Annotated in this window: 17 protein-coding genes and 1 pseudogene; 12 read left to right on the top strand and 6 right to left on the bottom strand. The window is 55.7% G+C overall.

The features are described from left to right. Window positions 1-9 precede the first annotated feature (9 nt). The 4 genes and pseudogenes from ACWKXT_RS00685 to tnpA form a co-directional block, all read left to right on the top strand. Complete coding sequence (locus tag ACWKXT_RS00685; protein WP_454531425.1) at window positions 10-1,233, top strand: alginate lyase family protein; 1,224 nt, start codon at window positions 10-12, stop codon at window positions 1,231-1,233. 10 nt (window positions 1,234-1,243) lie between these two features. Next, window positions 1,244-3,187, top strand: coding sequence for a heparinase II/III domain-containing protein (locus tag ACWKXT_RS00690; protein WP_454531426.1), 1,944 nt, complete (start codon window positions 1,244-1,246; stop codon window positions 3,185-3,187). A gap of 14 nt (window positions 3,188-3,201) precedes the next feature. Next, window positions 3,202-3,531: a cupin domain-containing protein gene (locus tag ACWKXT_RS00695; protein WP_454531427.1), complete on the top strand. Its 330-nt coding sequence runs from the start codon at window positions 3,202-3,204 to the stop codon at window positions 3,529-3,531. Window positions 3,532-3,735: 204 nt separating this feature from the next. Beyond that, window positions 3,736-3,972 (top strand): annotated as a pseudogene (gene tnpA, locus ACWKXT_RS00700) (IS200/IS605 family transposase); the annotation flags it as partial. A gap of 222 nt (window positions 3,973-4,194) precedes the next feature. On the opposite strand, the gene ssuB reads toward tnpA, so the two are convergent. From ssuB to ssuE, 5 genes are read right to left on the bottom strand one after another with little or no spacing between them, the layout of a single operon-like run. Then, complete coding sequence (ssuB, locus tag ACWKXT_RS00705) at window positions 4,195-4,965, bottom strand: aliphatic sulfonates ABC transporter ATP-binding protein (RefSeq protein ID WP_454531428.1); 771 nt, start codon at window positions 4,963-4,965, stop codon at window positions 4,195-4,197. Then, complete coding sequence (gene ssuC, locus ACWKXT_RS00710) at window positions 4,962-5,753, bottom strand: aliphatic sulfonate ABC transporter permease SsuC (RefSeq protein ID WP_454531429.1); 792 nt, start codon at window positions 5,751-5,753, stop codon at window positions 4,962-4,964. The genes ssuB and ssuC overlap by 4 nt, the downstream gene beginning before the upstream one ends. Window positions 5,754-5,762: 9 nt before the next feature. Continuing rightward, complete coding sequence (gene ssuD / locus ACWKXT_RS00715) at window positions 5,763-6,908, bottom strand: FMNH2-dependent alkanesulfonate monooxygenase (protein ID WP_454531430.1); 1,146 nt, start codon at window positions 6,906-6,908, stop codon at window positions 5,763-5,765. Further along, the gene (locus ACWKXT_RS00720; RefSeq protein ID WP_454531431.1) at window positions 6,905-7,867 is read right to left on the bottom strand and encodes an aliphatic sulfonate ABC transporter substrate-binding protein; all 963 of its coding nucleotides are present in this window, start codon (window positions 7,865-7,867) and stop codon (window positions 6,905-6,907) included. The genes ssuD and ACWKXT_RS00720 overlap by 4 nt, the downstream gene beginning before the upstream one ends. After that, window positions 7,860-8,435 (bottom strand): NADPH-dependent FMN reductase, encoded by a 576-nt coding sequence (ssuE, locus tag ACWKXT_RS00725; protein ID WP_454531432.1) that lies wholly within the window; start codon window positions 8,433-8,435, stop codon window positions 7,860-7,862. The genes ACWKXT_RS00720 and ssuE overlap by 8 nt, the downstream gene beginning before the upstream one ends. Window positions 8,436-8,684: 249 nt before the next feature. Between ssuE and pyrD the strand changes: the two genes are divergently transcribed. Continuing rightward, the gene (gene pyrD, locus ACWKXT_RS00730; RefSeq protein WP_454527333.1) at window positions 8,685-9,695 is read left to right on the top strand and encodes a quinone-dependent dihydroorotate dehydrogenase; all 1,011 of its coding nucleotides are present in this window, start codon (window positions 8,685-8,687) and stop codon (window positions 9,693-9,695) included. A 165-nt stretch (window positions 9,696-9,860) separates the two neighbouring features. Further along, a complete protein-coding gene (gene zapC / locus ACWKXT_RS00735) occupies window positions 9,861-10,403 on the top strand; it encodes a cell division protein ZapC (RefSeq protein ID WP_454527332.1) in 543 nt (180 codons plus the stop codon). On the opposite strand, the gene ACWKXT_RS00740 is transcribed toward zapC, so the two are convergent. Then, window positions 10,400-11,509, bottom strand: coding sequence for a YcbX family protein (locus ACWKXT_RS00740; RefSeq protein WP_454531433.1), 1,110 nt, complete (start codon window positions 11,507-11,509; stop codon window positions 10,400-10,402). The genes zapC and ACWKXT_RS00740 overlap by 4 nt on opposite strands. 98 nt (window positions 11,510-11,607) lie before the next feature. Here ACWKXT_RS00740 and rlmKL point away from each other — a divergent pair, with 98 nt between their 5' ends. The 6 genes from rlmKL (at window position 11,608) to rmf (ending at window position 19,535) form a co-directional block, all read left to right on the top strand. Then, a complete protein-coding gene (rlmKL, locus tag ACWKXT_RS00745) occupies window positions 11,608-13,716 on the top strand; it encodes a bifunctional 23S rRNA (guanine(2069)-N(7))-methyltransferase RlmK/23S rRNA (guanine(2445)-N(2))-methyltransferase RlmL (protein WP_023311022.1) in 2,109 nt (702 codons plus the stop codon). A 12-nt stretch (window positions 13,717-13,728) separates the two neighbouring features. Continuing rightward, window positions 13,729-15,636: an ABC transporter ATP-binding protein gene (locus ACWKXT_RS00750; protein ID WP_454527330.1), complete on the top strand. Its 1,908-nt coding sequence runs from the start codon at window positions 13,729-13,731 to the stop codon at window positions 15,634-15,636. A gap of 13 nt (window positions 15,637-15,649) precedes the next feature. After that, window positions 15,650-16,903: a membrane integrity-associated transporter subunit PqiA gene (gene pqiA / locus ACWKXT_RS00755; RefSeq protein WP_454527329.1), complete on the top strand. Its 1,254-nt coding sequence runs from the start codon at window positions 15,650-15,652 to the stop codon at window positions 16,901-16,903. Window positions 16,904-16,907: 4 nt separating this feature from the next. After that, window positions 16,908-18,548, top strand: a complete 1,641-nt coding sequence (gene pqiB / locus ACWKXT_RS00760; protein WP_454531434.1) for an intermembrane transport protein PqiB — start codon at window positions 16,908-16,910, stop codon at window positions 18,546-18,548. Then, window positions 18,545-19,111 (top strand): membrane integrity-associated transporter subunit PqiC, encoded by a 567-nt coding sequence (gene pqiC, locus ACWKXT_RS00765; RefSeq protein ID WP_080327672.1) that lies wholly within the window; start codon window positions 18,545-18,547, stop codon window positions 19,109-19,111. Before pqiB ends, pqiC begins: the two co-directional genes overlap by 4 nt. Before the next feature lie 256 nt (window positions 19,112-19,367). After that, window positions 19,368-19,535, top strand: coding sequence for a ribosome modulation factor (gene rmf / locus ACWKXT_RS00770; protein ID WP_013097261.1), 168 nt, complete (start codon window positions 19,368-19,370; stop codon window positions 19,533-19,535). Window positions 19,536-19,564 lie beyond the last annotated feature (29 nt).

Below are 19,564 nucleotides of genomic sequence, written 5' to 3' on the forward strand. Positions count from 1 at the left end.
CGCGTCTGCATGAAACTGAAACCCATTTATCAGGCGCTGATGATCAGCGCCGTTCTGGCCGCACCTTCGGTGGCAATGGCGTCATCACCGGATGATTGTCTGACTTATGACTGCGCGAAAATGCTGGAGATTAAGGGGGCGATTACTCACAGTGATCCCCAATATCTCGTTGCCTGGCGCGCACTGCAAAAGCAGGCTGATTCGGCGCTGACTCACTCGCGCTACGCGGTGACAGACAAAACACTGACCCCGGCGTCCGGGGATAAACACGACTACTACAGCTTTGGCCCCTACTGGTGGCCTGACCCGGACACGAAAAACGGAATGCCCTACGTCCGTAAGGACGGACAGATCAACCCTGATTCGAAAACGAACGGGACCGACAGTAAGCGGATGGTGCAATTCTCTGATGACGTGCGCGCACTGGCCCTGGCCTGGTTTTACAGTGGAGACGCAAAATACGCCGATAAGGCGCAGCAACTGTTGAAGGCCTGGTTCCTGGATGACGAAACCCGGATGAATCCCAACCTGAATTACGCGCAGGCAATTCCAGGTGCCATCGACGGGAGGGGGATCGGGATTATCGATACCCGCGTCCTGATTGACGTGGCCGACAGCATTGTGTTGCTTGAGGCATCGGGCCGGATACCGGCACAGGATTTGGCCGGGTATAAACGCTGGTACGGCGATTACACCCAATGGCTGCTGACAAGCCAAAACGGGTTTGAGGAGTCGAACTGGTACAACAATCACGGGGCCTGGTATGACGCGCAGGTCACTGCGTTCTCGCTGTTCACCGGGCAGCAAAAGCAGGCCCGGCTGCAGACGGATATTTTCAAACTCCGCCATCTGGCTTCTCAGGTGAATGCCAACGGTGAAATTGCTTCAGAAACGGAGCGTACCCGTTCCTTCCATTACACCAATTTTGCACTGGCCGCCTACGCGAAAATGGGCCGCTACGGTGAAAAGCTGAAAAACGATGTATGGGGCTTCGGGCTCGATAATCATTCGCTGAAAAAAGCCTTCATGCTGGTCAGCGGACAGACGGGGAAACCGCAGACGGCCTGGCTGCACGAAGAGATTAAGTACACCCCTTCTGAGGCGACGGGGCCGCTGCTGGCGGCTGCAAGGGCGTACGGGGATGCCGGGTTTTTGCAGTCTGCTGCGGCACTGACTGAAGCAAACCCCGGGGACATAAACATTCTCACCCCAGGCTCGGCTCTGGTGAAATAGCGGGGAAAAGATGAAACAGTTTACTGAATTACAGATTTTACGGGCGCGTGAGCGTGCAACGCCTGACACTATCCTGAGACTGATCACCGGCAACAGCGATGTGATCAATAACCCGGTGCTGGTACCTGAAACCGGCTGCGCAACCTGGAATCATTATTTTTTCTGCCCGGATCATAGTGTGCGCCTGACATGGGACAGACATTCTCCGGAGCAACATGTTTGCCCGGTTGACGGAAAAAAATTCTCCGGTGAACCCTATGACGGGGCCTGGTGGCGATGGCTGAACGGTCTGAATGCGAAGGCATGCTATGAGCTGGGCGTTCTCTGGCTGCTGACAGAGGATGAGCGCTACCTGAACAAAGTGCGGGAAATTTTGCTGGGGTATGCCCGCTATTACCCGGATTACCAGGAGCACGGGGGGATCCCTTATAACGGTCCCGGCAAGGCCAACGCGCAGACGCTGTGCGAAGCCAACTGTCATACCGATTTTGCCCGCGGGTTTGATCTTGTTCGTGCGCATCTGAGTGCAGAGGAAGAGCAGTATATTGCCTCCAGGTTGCTGTGCACCGGCGCGGATTTTCTGATGAAACACCGCTGTAATCAAATCCACAATCATGAGGTCAAAATTGGCGCAGCCATCGGCATTATCGGGGCCGTTCTGGATAACGATGCGTACCTGGACTTTGCGGTTAACGGTAAATACGGGCTGAGGTATCAGCTGGAGCATGCCGTCATGCCGGACGGACTCTGGTTTGAAGGCTCGCTGCATTATCATTACTACGCGCTTCAGGGTTTTTTTGCGTTTGAAAAAGTCGCGGGGGGATCTGAATACTCCCTGCTTGGGGAGCCGTATTACCGTCAGATGCTGAGTGCGCCGCTTCACCTGCTGATGCCGGATATGACGCTGCCCAGAATCAACGACTGTGTGAACGGGCAGGAGCGGCTGACGCACAGTGATATCTATGAATTTGCCTGGTGGTATTACGAAGATAGAAGCTACGGTCAGCTGCTGAAAAGCATCTGCCATCACCAGGGGCGCAACAGTATCGATGCGCTGTTTTACGGGAAAGATCTGTCCGGTGAAGTGCTTACTCCGCCGGAGCATACTCTACGGGTGCCGCAATCCGGACTGACGATTATCAGGCCAAAACCCGGCCGGGCCATCTGCGTCAAACACATGCCGTATGGTGGTGAGCATGACCACTATAACAGCCTTGGACTGACGGTGTTTGATGAAGGGATTGATATTTTCCCCGATCTGGGGACGACAGGGTACGGCGCGCCGCTGCATTACGGCTATTACAAGAATTCGTTTTCGCATAACACCCTTTGCATTAACGGGAAAAACCAGCCGCCCGCTTACCCGCGCGTGGTGTCATACCGTCATACAGGCGATTTCGTTCAGCTGATAACGGAAGTGGACTGGAAGGCGAAGCCTGTTTTGCCCGACAGCAAAACGCGGGTGGAGTGGGATGATGACGCGTACAGGGACGTGGTTTACCGGCGTAATATTATCGTCACGGGAGATTTACTGATTGATATCTCCACCATCGATAATCCGCATGGTCAGATGGTGGGGACCTCCTGGCTGATTGATGCGGAACCCTGCACTGCGCTGAATAAATGGCGCTACCGGGACGGATTTTATCCCCATATACGGGTGGCAGATAAAATCCCGCTTACGGAAACTGCCGTATTTTCTTATCAGGCTGTGAACCGGTTTACTGTTTACTGCTGCTCGCCGGGAGCGACAGATTTATATCAGGCAAAAGGGCCGAATAATCCTTCGACGGCTGATATTGAATATCTGATTATGCGTTCACAGGAAAAACGCGTCGTCCATATTGTTGTCACTGACCTGTCTGACACGGGGGATATCGGTGTAACGGTTGAGAATAATTATCTTAATGTGAAAACTGACAGCGGGACGGTTCATCGTTTTTCCCTGTCATAGTGCGGAGATTTATCATGTTTGTATTTCACAAAGATGTCATGCAGGAATCAGCCGGTGATGGCGTGACAAGAAAAATACTCGCTCACAACGGTTCGCTGATGAGTGTGGAAGTGGCATTTGAGGCCGGGGCTGTCGGACCGATGCATTCGCATCCTCATGAACAGCTGACGTACGTTCTGTCCGGTGTGTTCAGCTTCACGATTGGTGATGAAACACACACCGTCCAGGCAGGCGATACCCTGTATAAACGTTCCGGCGTCATACACGGGTGTACCTGCCTGGAAGCCGGTAAATTGCTGGATGTATTTACCCCGATTCGCGAGGATTTCTTACCCGCCCGGTAGGCCTGGTTCTTTTTCCGGTGTTGTTATATACGGGCCGGGTATTATTCCTGGCCTTTTTATAGTGCACTGAAAACCCCCAGCCAGGCTGGGGGTTCCGTAAAGCTTTCAGCTTTAAGCCAGTTATAAAAACCCCTTTTGATTTGTTAAAACAACTTGCGGTCTGGCAACTGCAAGAGAGAAACAAGAAATCAAAAGGGGGGGCCAATGGGGGACGAAAAGAGCTTAGCGCACACCCGATGGAACTGTAAATATCACATAGTCTTTGCTCCGAAGTACCGCAGACAGGCGTTCTATGGAGAGAAATGCAGAGCAGTAGGCGCGATTTTAAGAAAGCTATGTGAGGGGAAAAACGTGAATATTCTGGAAGCAGAATGCTGTGTAGATCATATCCATATGCTTCTGGAGATCCCACCGAAGATGAGTGTGTCGAGCTTCATGGGGTAATGCCATTTATCAGGTCTCCATGAAGTTATTAGCCTCCACAGTAGCCCCCAAAATGGAGGCGCTACAGGGATACATCAGAAGACAATAGTAGACAAAAGGAAACCGGACATGCCAGGGTATACGCGGCCTGAGGTGTTACAGAAATACTTCAGAAGATACAGGGAGAATCTGGTATACCACGTCAGATCCTCCCTGTGGGAGAGGGCCGGAGTGAGGGCATCAGGCATTAGCCTTAGCTCGCTGTAGCTCCGTACCCCCGCGCTTCATCACCCGATCCAGCACCTCCGCCTCCAGTTCCGCCAGTTTTGCCGAGCCTACCCGGCGAGGGCGAGGGATATCCACCGTCAGATCCAAACCGATTCTCCCGTCTTCTATAAGCAGCACCCGATCCGCCATCGCCACGGCTTCGCTGACGTCATGCGTCACCAGCAGTACCGTAAAGCCGTGCGCCTGCCAGAGGGATTCAATCAGATCCTGCATCTCAATCCGCGTCAGGGCGTCGAGCGCGCCAAGCGGTTCATCAAGCAGCAGCAGGCCAGGCCGGTGAATCAATGCTCGCGCCAGCGCCACGCGTTGTTTCTGTCCGCCAGACAGCGCCGCAGGCCATTCACCGGCACGGTGTTCCAGCCCGACGGCGGCCAGCGCCTGACGGGCTTCATCCCGCCAGCTGCCTTTGAGCCCCAGCCCGACGTTATCAATCACCGTTTTCCACGGCAGCAGGCGCGCGTCCTGAAACATCATGCGCGTATCGTCCTGAATATTGGCCAGCGGCGTGGTGCCTGCCAGAATCTCTCCACCGCTGGGGGCTTCCAGCCCGGCTAAAAGACGCAGCAGGGTGCTCTTGCCGCCGCCGCTGCGTCCGACCACGGCCACAAACTGGCCGGCGGGAATATGCAGATCCAGCCCGTTAAGAATGGTGTTTTCGCCATAGCGTTTGGTCACGCCGTTCAGCAGCAGCGGCGTTCCCTGGTTCAGTCGTGCTGTATTCATGCTTTTGCCTCCTGAAGGGTGTAGGCCGGGTTCCAGCGCAGCCAGCTGCGCTCCAGCCACTGGGCGCTAACGTCGGCGAGTTTGCCGAGCAGGGCATACAGGATGATGGCGACCACCACCACGTCCGTTTGCAGAAATTCCCGGGCGTTCATCGCCAGGTAGCCGATACCGGAGTTGGCCGAGATGGTCTCCGCCACAATCAGCGTCAACCACATCAGGCCGAGCGCAAAACGCACTCCGACCATGATCGAGGGCAGGGCGCCCGGCAGGATCACGTGTATGAAGAGAGAAAAACCGGACAACCCGTAGCTTCGCGCCATCTCGACCAGACCGCGATCGATATTGCGGATGCCGTGCCAGGTGTTGATGTATATCGGGAACAGCGTGCCCAGCGCCACGAGGAAGATTTTGGCGCTCTCATCGATCCCAAACCACAAAATGACCAGCGGGATCAGCGCCAGATGTGGCACGTTGCGCAGCATCTGAATGGACGTATCCAGCAGCCGCTCGCCCCAGCGGGAAAGGCCGCTGATCAGACCCAGCACCAGACCGATGCTGCCGCCGATGGAAAACCCAATCACGGCGCGCCACGAACTGATCGCCAGATGCTGCCACAGCTCTCCGCTCACGCTCAGCGACCAGAACGCTTCAATGACGCCCTCGGGAGAGGGCAAAATGCGGCTTGACAACCAGCCGGTGGACGACGCGAGCTGCCAGATCGCCACAATGCCGACGGGCAAAAACCACGGGGCGGCGCGCAGCAGCCATTTTTGTGAGGTGGCAGACATGGTCACTCCTTAGCTCTGCGCGGCTTTGCGTGGAATAAACTCGTTCGCCACGGCTTCGCCCTGAAGCTGGAGCCGCTGCGGCTGCGGAATTTCCGGAATAGTGACATCCAGATGCGGGAACAGCAGTTCACCCACCTTGTAGGCCTCTTCCAGATGCGGATAGCCGGAAAGAATAAAGCTGTCGATGCCCAGGTCAGCGTATTCATTGATACGCGCTGCCACGGTTGGGCCGTCGCCGACCAGCGCCGTGCCCGCGCCGCCGCGAACCAGACCGACCCCTGCCCACAGGTTAGGGCTGATCTCCAGATTCTCGCGTTTACCGTTGTGCAGAGACGCCATCCGGTGCTGCCCGACGGAGTCGGTTTTGGCAAACGCCGCCTGGGCTTTTGCAATCGTCTCATCGTCCAGGTGGGAGATCAGACGATCGGCGGCCTGCCAGGCTTCTTCATTAGTTTCGCGCACAATCACGTGCAGGCGGATGCCGAAGCGCACCTTGCGGCCATGGGCGGCCGCTTTAGCGCGGACCTGGGCAATTTTCTCTTTCACCAGCTCGGGTGGCTCGCCCCAGGTCAGATAGAGATCGACCTGCTCAGCGGCCAGATCCTGAGCCACATCCGACGATCCGCCAAAATAGAGAGGCGGGCGCGGCTGCTGCACCGGCGGGAAGTAGAGTTTGGCGTCACGAACGTGAATATGCTTGCCTTCAAAGGTGACGGTTTCGCCTTCCAGCAGGCGTCGCCAGACGCGGGTAAACTCGGCAGAGGCTTCATAGCGCTCGGTATGGTCGAGGAACACGCCGTCGCCCGCCAGCTCCTGCGGATCGCTGCCCGTCACCAGGTTAAACAGGGCGCGGCCGTTGGACAGTCTGTCCAGCGTTGCTGCCTGGCGTGCCGCCACGGTGGGGGAAACCACGCTTGGGCGCAATGCGACCAGGAACTTGAGGCGCTGCGTCACCGGGATCATCGACGCGGCCACCAGCCAGGCATCCTCGCAAGAGCGTCCGGTTGGGATCAGCACGCCAGTGAAACCGATTCTGTCCGCCGCCTGCGCAATCTGCTGAAGATAGCCGTGGTCAACCGGGCGTGAGCCCTCTTCTGTACCAAGATACTGTCCATCACCGTGGGTGGGTAAAAACCAGAAAAGATTCAGACTCATGATTTAGCTCCTTCTTTGCCTGCGGGCTGCCAGATGCGTTCGCGAATATTGACCTGTTTTGGTACCAGGCGGTTTTGATAGAAGAGGTCCGCGGTTTGCTGCTGAAGCGCGGCGACGTGCGCGTCGACAGGCGCAATGGTGGTGGGGGGACGGTGACTGAGGTAGCTCGCGATCACCGGTTCAGGTAAGCCCATGGTTTTTGCCAGCAGGGCAATGCTCGCCTGACGCTGGCTCTGTGTCAGGGCATCGGCCTGCGTAAAGGTATCCAGTACGCCCTGAATAAACGCGCCGTTCTTTTCTGCGTAAGGGCGTGAGGCGAGATAGAACGAACCGGTTTGCTTCAGCGTGGTTCCATCTTTCAGCACCCGTACACCACCCTGCAGCAATGCGGCGGAGTAGTACGGGTCCCAGATGGCCCAGGCATCAACGTTCTTCTGCTGGAACGCAGCACGCGCGTCGGCAGGCGTCAGGTAGACGGGCTGAATGTCGGTGAACTTGAGCCCGGCTTCCTGTAAAGCGCGCAGCAGCAGGTTGTGCGAGCTGGAGCCTTTCTGGAACGCAACTTTACGGCCTTTAAGGTCGGCAACGCTTTTGATGTCGCTGTTTTCAGGTACCAGAATCACCTCGGCTTTCGGTTTCGCGGGTTCTACGCCCACATAAACCAGGTCCGCTCCGGCAGCCTGAGCAAAGATAGGCGGAATGTCGCCCGTGCTGCCTAAATCGATACTTCCGACGTTCAGTGCTTCAAGCATCTGTGGCCCAGCGGGGAACTCCACCCAGGAGAATTTGGTGTCCGGGAAGCGTTTTTCCAGAAGCTGGTGGCTTTTTGCCAGCACCATACTGACGCTGCCTTTCTGATAGCCGATACGCAGGCTTTCCGGCGCGGTGTCTGCCGAATGAGCCAGCGACGAAAGGGCCATGAGTCCGGCCAGGCCGATGCGTGTCAGAGTTTTAAGCATGAGCGACTCCCTGTTGAGGATTAAATGAAGGGACCTGGATATCCCGGCGATGCAGCGCGTACCAGAAGGTTTCCAGCGCGGCATCAAGTCGCGTTTGCAGATTCGGCGTGAAGTGCGGCTTATGCTGGTAGTCGATGATCTGCGAATCATCTGCAAAAACGCCGTGAAGGATCTCCTGCGCTTTCAGCGCGTTGAGTACCGGTTTCAGGGCATAATCCACCGCCAGTAAATGGGCCACCGTGCCGCCCGTGGCCAGCGGCAGGACAACTTTGCCGTCCAGGGCGCGCTCGGGAAGCAGATCGAGCAGCGTTTTCAATGCACCCGAAAAAGAAGCTTTATAAACAGGTGTCGCCACGATTAAGCCGTCAGCGCCTTTAAGCTGTTCCGTCAGGGTTTTGAGCGCGGGGCTGTCAAAACGGGCGTAGAGCAAATCTTCAGGTTCGAAGTTATGCAGATTCCAGTGGCACACTTCCACATCCAGAGCATTGAGCTTGTCGCGGGCATATTCCAGCAGGGCGCTGGAACGCGAGGGGAATCGTGGACTGCCGGCCAGGGTGATGACGCGCATGTTTGCTCCTTATAACCAATTGTTTGCTTTTGTCTAACATTCATAACAATTTTCAGGAGTGTGACACCGCGCGGTTATTCCACTAAATGATTTATCCTCAATTCAAAAGCGAAAAAATGCATAAGAAAGGGGAAGGCAGGAAAACGATTGCGTTTTACGCTGATTTTTTTGCCGCAGGTCAATTCCCTTTCGTGGCGGGATCGCCCATAATCCCCTCCCGGTTTGCACACCGGGAATCCAGGAGAGTTCATGTACTACCCCTTCGTTCGTAAAGCCCTTTTCCAGCTCGACCCTGAGCGCGCTCATGAATTTACATTCCAGCAATTACGTCGCATTACAGGTACGCCTCTGGCGGCTCTGGTGCGTCAAAACGTGCCGGAAAAGCCTGTGCAGTGCATGGGTCTGACTTTTAAAAATCCGCTGGGTCTGGCGGCTGGCCTGGATAAGAACGGCGAATGTATTGACGCCCTGGGCGCGATGGGCTTTGGCTCCATCGAAATCGGTACCGTCACGCCGCGTCCGCAGCCGGGAAATGACAAGCCGCGCCTGTTCCGCCTGGTCGAAGCCGAAGGGCTGATCAACCGCATGGGCTTTAATAACCTCGGCGTTGATCACCTGGTGGAGAACGTGAAAAAAGCCCATTTTGATGGGGTGTTAGGCATCAATATCGGTAAAAATAAAGATACGCCGGTTGAGCAGGGTAAAGATGACTATCTGATTTGTATGGAAAAAGTCTACGCCTATGCCGGGTATATCGCGGTGAATATTTCCTCACCCAATACCCCGGGCCTGCGTTCCTTACAATATGGCGAAGCGCTGGACGATCTTCTGAGTGCCATCAAAAATAAACAAAATGAGCTGCAGACGATCCACCATAAATATGTTCCGGTCGCGGTTAAGATCGCACCGGATCTTTCTGCCGAAGAATTGATCCAGGTTGCCGACAGTTTAGTTCGCCATAATATTGACGGTGTGATTGCGACGAATACCACGCTCGATCGTTCGCTCGTCCAGGGAATGAAAAACTGTGACGAAGCGGGTGGGTTAAGTGGACGTCCGGTTCAATTAAAAAGCACCGAAATTATTCGCGCACTGTCTGCGGAATTAAATGGCCGTTTACCGATTATTGGCGTCGGCGGCATCGACTCAGTGATAGCTGCCCGCGAGAAGATGGCGGCGGGTGCATCACTGGTACAAATCTATTCCGGCTTTATTTTTAAAGGCCCGCCTTTGATTAAAGAAATCGTTACTCATATCTAATCTTTTTTCCTAATCAGACAACCAGGGCTTTATTTCCAGCCCTGGTTGTTTTATATTCCGTCACTGTTGCTTATTTAGACATTATAGTCTTTTATTACTAGTGTTATAAACGAAGCGGCGAACAGGACATTTTTAGTACAGGACGTTTGGGGACGGGAGAGACACATGCGAATTAAACCTGACGATAACTGGCGCTGGTATTTTTGCGACGAGCACGATCGTATGATGCTCGATTTAGCCAATGGCATGTTGTTTCGTTCTCGTTTTGCCCGCCGAATGTTAACCCCGGACGCCTTTGCCCCGTCGGGCTTTTGCGTTGACGATGCGGCACTTTATTTCTCCTTTGAAGAAAAATGCCGTGACCTGGCGCTTTCTAAAGAACAGCGCGCTGAGTTGGTCCTGAATGCGCTGGTGGCGATTCGTTTCCTGAAGCCGCAAATGCCAAAAAGCTGGCATTTCCTGGCGCACGGTATGAACTGGTCCCCGGCCACGGGCGACGCGGCCAGCGTCAATCTGAGCGATACTGCCGAAGAAGTGAGCCTGTTAGTGGTTGAGCCGGGCGAAAACGCTGCACTCTGCCTGCTGGCGCAACCCGGCGTGACGATTGCCGGGCGAGTGATGCAATTAGGTGATGCGATCAAAGTGATGAACGACAGGCTGAAGCCACAGCTGCGCGTCGATGCCTTCAGCCTGGAACAGGCGGTTTAAGCTTCCAGCTGTACGGACGTTTTCGGTACGCAGCTACAGCACAGAATTGTCCCGTCATTGCCAACTGCAGACTTCTTCAACGCACTCACTTCACCTTCCACCAGCTTAATGCGGCAGCATCCGCAAATTCCCGCGCGGCAGGAATACGGTACGCGAATTCCGGCTTGTTCCAGCTGCTCCAGTAAAACCTGCTGATTGTTGCCACGAATCACCTTGCCCTGCCAGTGAATATCCACCGCAGAGGCAACGTTTGTCTCAATGTCGACCATTTCTTCTTCCTGCCCGGCGCCGTACACTCTCGCAGGCCCGCGGGCAAGAATTTCGACCTCATCGCCTACGCGGATCGCGCCGCTGGAGCGCGGGATCAGGTTCTGACCGAAATCGACATCGCCGTTATCCTGCGCGGTACGGAACGATTGCAGCGTTTTCAGCGGTTCGCCGGAAGGGTGTTTCTGACCTTTCTCAGGGCTCACCGTGGTGAAAATGCAGCGGCTACAGGGTTTGACGACATCAAAGATGACGCTGCCGATGCGGATCACTTTCCAGGTGTCTTCATCCCAGGCGTCGGCACCTGTGACTACCAGGTTTGGACGGAACTGTTCCATCTGTACGCTGGCTTTACAGCGATTCTGTACATCACGCAGTGACGCTTCGTTGGTGAGCAGAAACGGGAAGCCATCGGCAAAGGAGAGGGGAACGGCGTCGTGGCGCTTCACGCGACGCGTCAGTTCAGGCCCAACCCAGCGCAGCTGCACGTCGCGGGAGAAGAAGCCGCTCAGCCAGCGGTTAATTTCATCCGGTGCGATGCGCGCGGTAAAATGATTGCCCCACACTTCCGTTGGCGCATCCACAGGCGCAAAATCAACAAAGCGAATCACCGCGCTGGAACCGTCCGGCGCGGTCAGATGCAAACCGTCATGAAGCGGGGAAGGGGTAAAGCGAACCATCTGCGGGAACTGGCGTGCGGTAATAAATGTGCCGTCTGGCTCGGTGACCATAAAAATACGATCGAAGGCGAATCCGCTCATGTCGGCCAGTGCGTGTGAGACACCGATGCCGCGCATGGATTTCACCGGATGAATAAAAAGCCTGGATAACGTCGCCACTGCACACTCCCACAAATGAAAATAAGCCTTCAACTTTATGACATACACGCCATATTAGCTATAATGCGCGACAATTTTCTAAGAGTAAAAGTGACGATATGAATTCTCTGTTTGCCAGTACGGCCCGTGGGCTGGAAGAGCTGTTAAAAACTGAACTGGAAAGCCTGGGCGCGCAAGAGTGCCAGGTGGTTCAGGGTGGTGTCCATTTTGAGGGCGACACGCGGCTTATTTACCAGAGCCTGATGTGGAGCCGTCTGGCGTCGCGCATCATGCTGCCGATGAAAGAGTGCAAGGTTTATAGCGACCTGGATCTCTATACCGGCGTACAGATGATCGACTGGACAGAGATCTTCACGCCGAATGCTACCTTCGCGGTGCATTTCAACGGCGTGAACGACGAAATCCGCAATAGCCAGTACGGCGCCCTGCGCGTAAAAGACGCCATTGTGGATTGCTTCACGCGTAAAAATAAGGAACGTCCAAACGTCGATCGCGAAAACCCGGACCTGCGTATTAACGTCTGGCTGAACGGCGACACGGCGAGTATCTCTCTCGATCTGAGCGGCGCGGGTCTGCATCTGCGCGGCTACCGCGATCGCACCGGGATGGCGCCGATCAAAGAAACGCTGGCCGCCGCCATCGTAATGCGCTCCGGCTGGCAGCCGGGCACGCCGCTGCTCGACCCAATGTGTGGTTCCGGTACGCTGCTGATTGAGGCCGCAATGCTGGCAACCGACCGTGCGCCGGGGCTGCATCGCGGCCACTGGGGCTTCAAAGGCTGGGCGCAGCACGACGAAGCGCTCTGGAAAGAGGTTAAAGACGACGCGCAGACCCGCGCGCGTAAAGGCCTGGCGGAGTATACCTCCCACTTCTACGGTTCGGACAGCGACCCGCGCGTGATTGAGCGCGCGCGCAGCAACGCCCGTCGCGCCGGTATCGGCGAGCTGGTCACCTTCGAGGTGAAGGATGTGGCGAACCTGACCAACCCGCTGCCAAAAGGCCCGTACGGTACTGTGATCAGCAACCCGCCATACGGCGAGCGTCTGGACAGCGAACCGGCGCTGATTGCCCTGCACAGCCTGCTGGGCCGCAATATGAAGGATTACTTCGGCGGCTGGAACCTGTCGCTGTTTAGCGCCTCGCCGGAACTGCTGAGCTGCCTGCAGCTGCGTGCCGATCGCCAGTTTAAGGCGAAAAACGGCCCGCTGGACTGCGTGCAGAAAAACTACCACCTGGCGGAGAAAGCGGCGGACAGCAAACCGTCCGGCGTGGCGGAAGATTACGCCAACCGCCTGCGCAAAAACCTGAAGAAATTCGAGAAGTGGGCGAAGCAGGAAGGGATTGAATGCTACCGCCTGTACGACGCCGACCTGCCGGAGTACAACGTGGCGGTTGACCGCTACGCGGACTGGGTGGTGATTCAGGAATATGCGCCACCGAAAACCATTGATGCGCAAAAAGCGCGTCAGCGTATGCTGGACGTTATTGCGGCAACTATCGCCGTGCTGGGGATTGCACCGAACAAGCTGGTGCTGAAAACCCGTGAGCGTCAGAAAGGAAAAAATCAGTACCAGAAAATGGGTGAAAAGGGTGACTTCATTGAAGTCGGCGAATACAACGCCCGCCTGTGGGTGAACCTGACCGACTATCTGGATACCGGCCTGTTCCTTGACCACCGCATCGCCCGACGCATGCTCGGCCAGATGAGCAAGGGCAAAGATTTCCTTAACCTGTTCTCCTACACCGGCAGCGCCAGCGTGCATGCGGGCCTGGGCGGCGCGCGGAGCACCACAACGGTGGATATGTCCCGCACCTATCTGGAGTGGGCAGAGCGTAACCTGCGTCTGAACGGCCTGACCGGACGCCAGCATCGCCTGATGCAGGCCGACGTGCTGGGCTGGCTGCGTGATACCGACGAGCAGTTCGACCTGATCTTTATCGATCCGCCGACCTTCTCTAACTCCAAGCGTATGGAAGATAGCTTTGACGTTCAACGCGATCACCTGCGCCTGATGACCGACCTGAAGCGCCTGCTGCGTAAAGGCGGCACCATTATGTTCTCGAACAACAAACGCGGCTTCCGTATGGATCATGACGGGCTGGCAGCCCTGGGACTGAAAGCACAAGAAATCAGCCAAAAAACGCTGTCTCAGGACTTCGCCCGTAACCGTCAAATTCATAACTGCTGGTTGATTACCGCGGTCTGAAAGGAAAAATAAATGTCTTTAATTAGTATGCACGGCGCGTGGCTCTCTTTCAGCGACTCACCGCTTCTCGATAATGCAGAGCTGCACATCGAAGATAACGAGCGCGTCTGTCTGGTGGGCCGTAACGGCGCGGGTAAATCCACGCTGATGAAAATTCTTAACCGCGAGCAGGGGCTGGATGACGGCCGCATCGTGTACGAGCAGGATCTGATCGTCTCCCGCCTCCAGCAGGATCCGCCGCGTCATGTGACCGGCAGCGTGTACGATTTCGTGGCGGAAGGCATCTCCGAGCAGGCGGAATATCTGAAGCGCTATCATGAGATTTCGCATCTGGTGATGACCGACCCGAGCGACAAGAACCTGAACGAGCTGGCAAAAGTGCAGGAGATGCTCGATCACCACGGTCTGTGGCAGCTGGAAAACCGCATTAACGAGGTGCTGGCCCAGCTTGGTCTCGAAGCGGATATGGAACTGTCCGCGCTGTCCGGCGGCTGGCTACGTAAAGCGGCGCTGGGGCGCGCGCTGGTCAGCGGCCCTAAAGTACTGCTGCTGGACGAGCCGACCAACCACCTGGATATCGAAGCGATTGACTGGCTGGAAGGGTTCCTGAAAACCTTCAGCGGTACCATCATCTTCATCTCGCACGACCGTTCGTTTATTCGCAATATGGCGACCCGTATTGTTGACCTCGATCGCGGCAAGCTGGTCACCTATCCTGGCGATTACGATACCTATCTGCTGGAGAAAGAAGAAAACCTGCGCGTGGAAGAGCTGCAGAACGCCGAGTTCGACCGCAAACTGGCGCAGGAAGAGGTGTGGATCCGTCAGGGCATCAAGGCGCGCCGTACCCGTAACGAAGGCCGCGTTCGCGCTCTGAAGGCGATGCGTCGCGAGCGCAGCGAGCGCCGCGAAGTGATGGGTAGCGCCAAAATGCAGGTGGAAGAGGCGTCCCGCTCCGGCAAGATTGTCTTCGAAATGGAAAACGTTAACTACCAGGTTGACGGCAAAGTGCTGGTGAAAGATTTCTCTGCGCAGGTTCAGCGCGGCGACAAAATTGCGCTGATTGGCCCGAACGGCTGCGGCAAAACCACGCTGCTGAAGCTGATGCTGGGCCAGCTGCAGGCCGATAGCGGCCGCATTCACTGTGGCACCAAGCTGGAAGTGGCGTACTTTGACCAGCACCGCGCGGAGCTGGACCCGGATCGTACCGTGATGGACAACCTCGCGGAAGGTAAACAGGAAGTGATGGTGAACGGCAAGCCGCGTCACGTTCTGGGCTACCTGCAGGACTTCCTGTTCCACCCGAAACGTGCGATGACGCCGGTGCGCGCGCTCTCCGGCGGGGAGCGTAACCGTCTTCTGCTGGCCCGTCTGTTCCTGAAACCAAGCAACCTGCTGATCCTCGATGAACCGACGAACGATCTGGATGTCGAAACGCTGGAATTACTCGAAGAGCTGATAGACGGTTATCAGGGGACCGTGATGCTGGTTAGCCACGATCGTCAGTTCGTGGATAACACCGTGACCGAGTGCTGGATCTTCGAAGGTGAAGGGCGAATTGGTCAGTACGTGGGAGGTTATCACGACGCAAAAGGGCAGCAGTCCCAGTCTCTGGCGCAGAAACAGTCAAAGTCCAGAACAAGTTCTGAACCTGCTGTAACAAAAGCAGAAACAGTCAAGAAAACCTCGGCTAAACTAAGCTATAACCTGCAGCGCGAGCTGGAGGGGCTACCCCAGCGTCTTGAAGAGCTGGAGGCCGCGCTTGAGGATCTGCAAGCGCAGGTTGCTGATGCGTCATTCTTCACCCAATCGCATGACTATACTCAGAAAGTACTGGCTGAAATGTCCGCGGCTGAAAAAGCCCTGGAAGAAGCATTTGAGCGCTGGGAGTACCTTGAGTCTCTGAAAAACGGCGCATAAACAGGGATAACATATGTGTGACCAGCACCATGCCGACAGGCATATATTATGCTCGCAATGCGATATGCTCGTGGCGTTGCCAGAGCTTGGTCACGGACATAAAGCCCTGTGTCCCCGCTGTGGCACGACGTTGACAACCGAGTGGGACGCGCCGCGGCAGCGTCCCACCGCTTACGCGCTGGCAGCATTGTTCATGCTGCTGCTCTCCAATCTCTTCCCCTTCATCTATATGAAGGTGGGGGGGATGACAAGCCAGGTGGATCTGCTCGAAATCCCGGGCGTGATGTTCTCGGAAGATTACGCCAGCCTCGGCACCTTTTTTCTGCTGTTCGTCCAGATAGTCCCGGCGTTTTGCCTGGTGGTCATCCTGTTGCTGGTCAACCGCGTCAGGATGCCCGCATCCCTTAAAATCAGGCTCGCGCGTATTCTTTTTCAGCTCAAAAGTTGGGGGATGGCCGAGATCTTTCTGGCGGGGATTCTGGTCAGTTTCGTGAAGCTGATGGCGTACGGCGACGTGGGGATTGGCAGCAGCTTTATTCCCTGGTGTCTGTACTGTGTCCTGCAGCTGCGCGCCTTCCAGTGCGTGGACAGGCGCTGGGCGTGGGACGATATCGCCCCGGCCCCGACGCTTGCGCAGACGGTGAAGGTTGGCGTGCCGGGTATCCGCCAGGGGCTGCGTTCCTGTCCGTGCTGTACCGCCGTGCTGCCCGCCGATCTCGACGTTTGCCCGCGCTGCGAAACGAAAGGTCATGTACGTCGCAAAAATAGCCTGCAGTGGACGATGGCGCTGCTGGTCACGTCCGTCATGCTGTATCTGCCGGCCAATATTCTGCCGATTATGATCACCGATTTGCTTGGCGACAAAATGCCCTCGACGATCCTCGCCGGGGTCATTTTGCTATGGGGGGAGGGGTCGTATCCGGTTGCTGGCGTAATCTTTATCGCCAGTATTATGGTACCGACCTTAAAAATGATCGCCATTGCCTGGCTCTGCTGGGACGCAAAAGGCCACGGTAAACGCGACAGCGAACGCATGCACCTGATTTACGAAGTGGTCGAGTTTGTTGGCCGTTGGTCAATGATTGACGTGTTTGTGATTGCCGTCCTCTCTGCGCTGGTGCGGATGGGCGGTTTAATGAGTATTTATCCCGCGATGGGGGCTTTAATGTTTGCACTGGTCGTGATTATGACCATGTTTGCGGCCATGACCTTCGACCCTCGTTTATCGTGGGATCGTGAGCCTGAATCAAGCCATGAGGAAGAGTAAGAGCATGGAAAATAAGAGTGGAGAGGCGAAAGTGCAGAAGGTCAAAAACTGGTCGCCGGTGTGGATTTTCCCCATCGTGACCGCTCTGATCGGTGCATGGATCCTGTTTTATCACTACAGCCATCAGGGACCGGAAGTGACGCTGATCACCACCAATGCCGAGGGGATTGAAGGCGGTAAAACGACGATTAAAAGTCGTAGCGTGGACGTGGGCGTAGTGGAAAGCGCTACCTTAACCGACGATTTAACCCATGTGGAGATTAAGGCGCGCCTTAATGCCGGTATGGAAAAACTGCTGCATGGCGATTCTGTTTTCTGGGTGGTCAAGCCGCAGGTGGGCCGTGAAGGGATCAGCGGCTTAGGAACGTTGCTCTCGGGTGCTTATATTGAACTGCAGCCGGGTGCGAAAGGGAACCAGCCGGGGCAATATCAGCTTCTGGATTCACCGCCGCTGGCACCGCCTGATGCAAAAGGTATCCGCGTGATCCTCGACAGCAAAAAAGCGGGTCAGCTCACGGCGGGCGATCCGGTGCTGTTCCGCGGCTATCGCGTGGGCTCGGTAGAGAAAAGCACGTTTGATCCGCAGAAAAGAGCGATGAGCTATCAGCTGTTTATCAACGCGCCTAACGATCGTCTGGTCACCAGCAATGTCCGTTTCTGGAAAGACAGCGGTATCGCGGTAGATCTGACCTCGGCAGGCATGCGTGTTGAAATGGGCTCGCTGACGACGCTGTTCGGCGGTGGCGTAAGTTTTGACGTGCCGGAAGGTCTGGACCTGGGGCAGCCGGTGGCCGAAAAAACCGCTTTCAGGCTGTTTGACGATCAAAAAAGCATTCAGGATGCGCTCTATACCGATCACATCGACTACCTGATGTTCTTTAAGGATTCTGTTCGCGGCCTGCAGCCTGGTGCGCCGGTTGAGTTCCGCGGTATTCGTCTGGGAACGGTGGGACAAGTGCCTTACTTTGTGCCTGGCCTTAAGCAGATGCTTGATGATGATTACCGTATTCCGGTGCTGATCCGCATTGAGCCTGAGCGCTTGATCAACCAGATGGGTGAGAATCAGGATATCGGCGAGCACATCACCGACCTGATGAATCGCGGCCTGCGCGGCTCGCTGAAAACAGGTAACCTGGTGACCGGCGCTCTGTATGTCGATATGGACTTCTATCCAAAGGCACCCCCAATAACCGGTATGCGCGAATTCGGTGGTTACAAGATTATCCCAACGGTGAGCAGCGGTCTGGCCCAGATCCAGCAGCGTCTCATGGAAACGCTGGATAAGATTAACAATCTGCCGCTGAACCCAATGATTGAAGCCGCGACAGGTTCGCTACACCAAAGCCAGGCGACAATGCAGCGCCTGCAGACCACGCTGGACAGCATCAATAAGATCACAGCCAACCAGAGCATGCAGCAACTGCCGCAGGATATGCAGAAAACGCTGCGCGAACTGAACCGCAGTATGCAGGGCTTCCAGCCTGGCTCGGCGGCGTACAACAAGATGGTGGCAGATATGCAGCGTCTTGATCAGGTCTTGCGCGAACTGCAGCCGGTTCTGAAAACGCTCAACGAGAAGAGCAATGCGCTGGTGTTCGAAGCGAAAGATAAAAAGGATCCTGAGCCGAAGAGGGCGAAACAATGAAAAAATGGCTAGCGATTGCAGGAGCGATGGTACTCACGGCCTGTAGTTCCGGGAGCGAAACGAAAAGCTACTACCAGCTACCGCTGGTGACGCAGGCGGTTACGCAAACTAGCGCCTCGCAGGGTAACCGTCTGCTGTGGGTCGAGCAGGTCGCCGTACCAGATTACCTGGCCGGTAACGGGGTGGTCTATCAGACCAGCGATGTACAGTACGTTATCGCCAACAACAACCTGTGGGCCAGCCCGCTGGATCAGCAGTTACGCAATACGCTGGTGGCGAATCTCAGCAGCCAGCTTCCGGGCTGGGTTGTCGCCTCCCAGCCTCTGGGAAGCGATCAGGACACGCTGAACGTCACGGTAACGGGCTTCCACGGCCGTTATGACGGTGCCGTGGTCATCAGCGGCGAGTGGTTGTTGAATCATCAGGGACAGCTGATTAAGCGTCCTTTCCATCTGGAGCTGAAGCAGCAAAAAGATGGCTACGATGACATGGTGAAAGTGCTGGCTCAGGGTTGGGCGCAGGAATCAGCCAGCATCGCCAGGGAAATTTCCCGGCTGCCATAAGTAAAATTCATCGTCAAAAACCGCAACCGGCCTGATGCTGATTGCGGTTTTTTTTTCGTTTTGGCGTCAGGCTGTTACTTGTGCTGCATCACAATTTTTGTACAAATGATCTTCCAGCTAGCTCACAAATATGACATCCGTATGAATTTTGAACGTTGACGCTGGGGCTAATTCGGGGTATTCGTTATCTGTGCCTGCGCATCTGGTGCAGACACTGTTTTCTTTCCACCAGACAAAAGAATGAGGGAAACGAGGCATGAAGAGACAGAAACGAGATCGCCTGGAACGGGCTCATCAACGTGGTTATCAGGCCGGCATCGCTGGACGTTCTAAAGAAATGTGTCCTTATCAGACGATTAATCAAAGGTCACAATGGCTTGGAGGCTGGCGAGAAGCCATCGGCGACAGGGCACTCATAGCCTGATAACGTCTCTTTAAAAAAAGAAACCTCCG

Source organism: Enterobacter sp. UPMP701 (genome assembly GCF_053709515.1).

What these genes read in the sequence shown, in the direction of transcription:
- ACWKXT_RS00685 (WP_454531425.1), top strand. Translation starts at nt 10, where the DNA reads ATGAAACTGAAACCCATTTATCAGGCGCTGATGATCAGCGCCGTTCTG.
- ACWKXT_RS00690 (WP_454531426.1), top strand. Translation starts at nt 1,244, where the DNA reads ATGAAACAGTTTACTGAATTACAGATTTTACGGGCGCGTGAGCGTGCA.
- ACWKXT_RS00695 (WP_454531427.1), top strand. Translation starts at nt 3,202, where the DNA reads ATGTTTGTATTTCACAAAGATGTCATGCAGGAATCAGCCGGTGATGGC.
- ssuB (WP_454531428.1), bottom strand. Translation starts at nt 4,965, where the DNA reads ATGAATACAGCACGACTGAACCAGGGAACGCCGCTGCTGCTGAACGGC.
- ssuC (WP_454531429.1), bottom strand. Translation starts at nt 5,753, where the DNA reads ATGTCTGCCACCTCACAAAAATGGCTGCTGCGCGCCGCCCCGTGGTTT.
- ssuD (WP_454531430.1), bottom strand. Translation starts at nt 6,908, where the DNA reads ATGAGTCTGAATCTTTTCTGGTTTTTACCCACCCACGGTGATGGACAG.
- ACWKXT_RS00720 (WP_454531431.1), bottom strand. Translation starts at nt 7,867, where the DNA reads ATGCTTAAAACTCTGACACGCATCGGCCTGGCCGGACTCATGGCCCTT.
- ssuE (WP_454531432.1), bottom strand. Translation starts at nt 8,435, where the DNA reads ATGCGCGTCATCACCCTGGCCGGCAGTCCACGATTCCCCTCGCGTTCC.
- pyrD (WP_454527333.1), top strand. Translation starts at nt 8,685, where the DNA reads ATGTACTACCCCTTCGTTCGTAAAGCCCTTTTCCAGCTCGACCCTGAG.
- zapC (WP_454527332.1), top strand. Translation starts at nt 9,861, where the DNA reads ATGCGAATTAAACCTGACGATAACTGGCGCTGGTATTTTTGCGACGAG.
- rlmKL (WP_023311022.1), top strand. Translation starts at nt 11,608, where the DNA reads ATGAATTCTCTGTTTGCCAGTACGGCCCGTGGGCTGGAAGAGCTGTTA.
- ACWKXT_RS00750 (WP_454527330.1), top strand. Translation starts at nt 13,729, where the DNA reads ATGTCTTTAATTAGTATGCACGGCGCGTGGCTCTCTTTCAGCGACTCA.
- pqiA (WP_454527329.1), top strand. Translation starts at nt 15,650, where the DNA reads ATGTGTGACCAGCACCATGCCGACAGGCATATATTATGCTCGCAATGC.
- pqiB (WP_454531434.1), top strand. Translation starts at nt 16,908, where the DNA reads ATGGAAAATAAGAGTGGAGAGGCGAAAGTGCAGAAGGTCAAAAACTGG.
- pqiC (WP_080327672.1), top strand. Translation starts at nt 18,545, where the DNA reads ATGAAAAAATGGCTAGCGATTGCAGGAGCGATGGTACTCACGGCCTGT.
- rmf (WP_013097261.1), top strand. Translation starts at nt 19,368, where the DNA reads ATGAAGAGACAGAAACGAGATCGCCTGGAACGGGCTCATCAACGTGGT.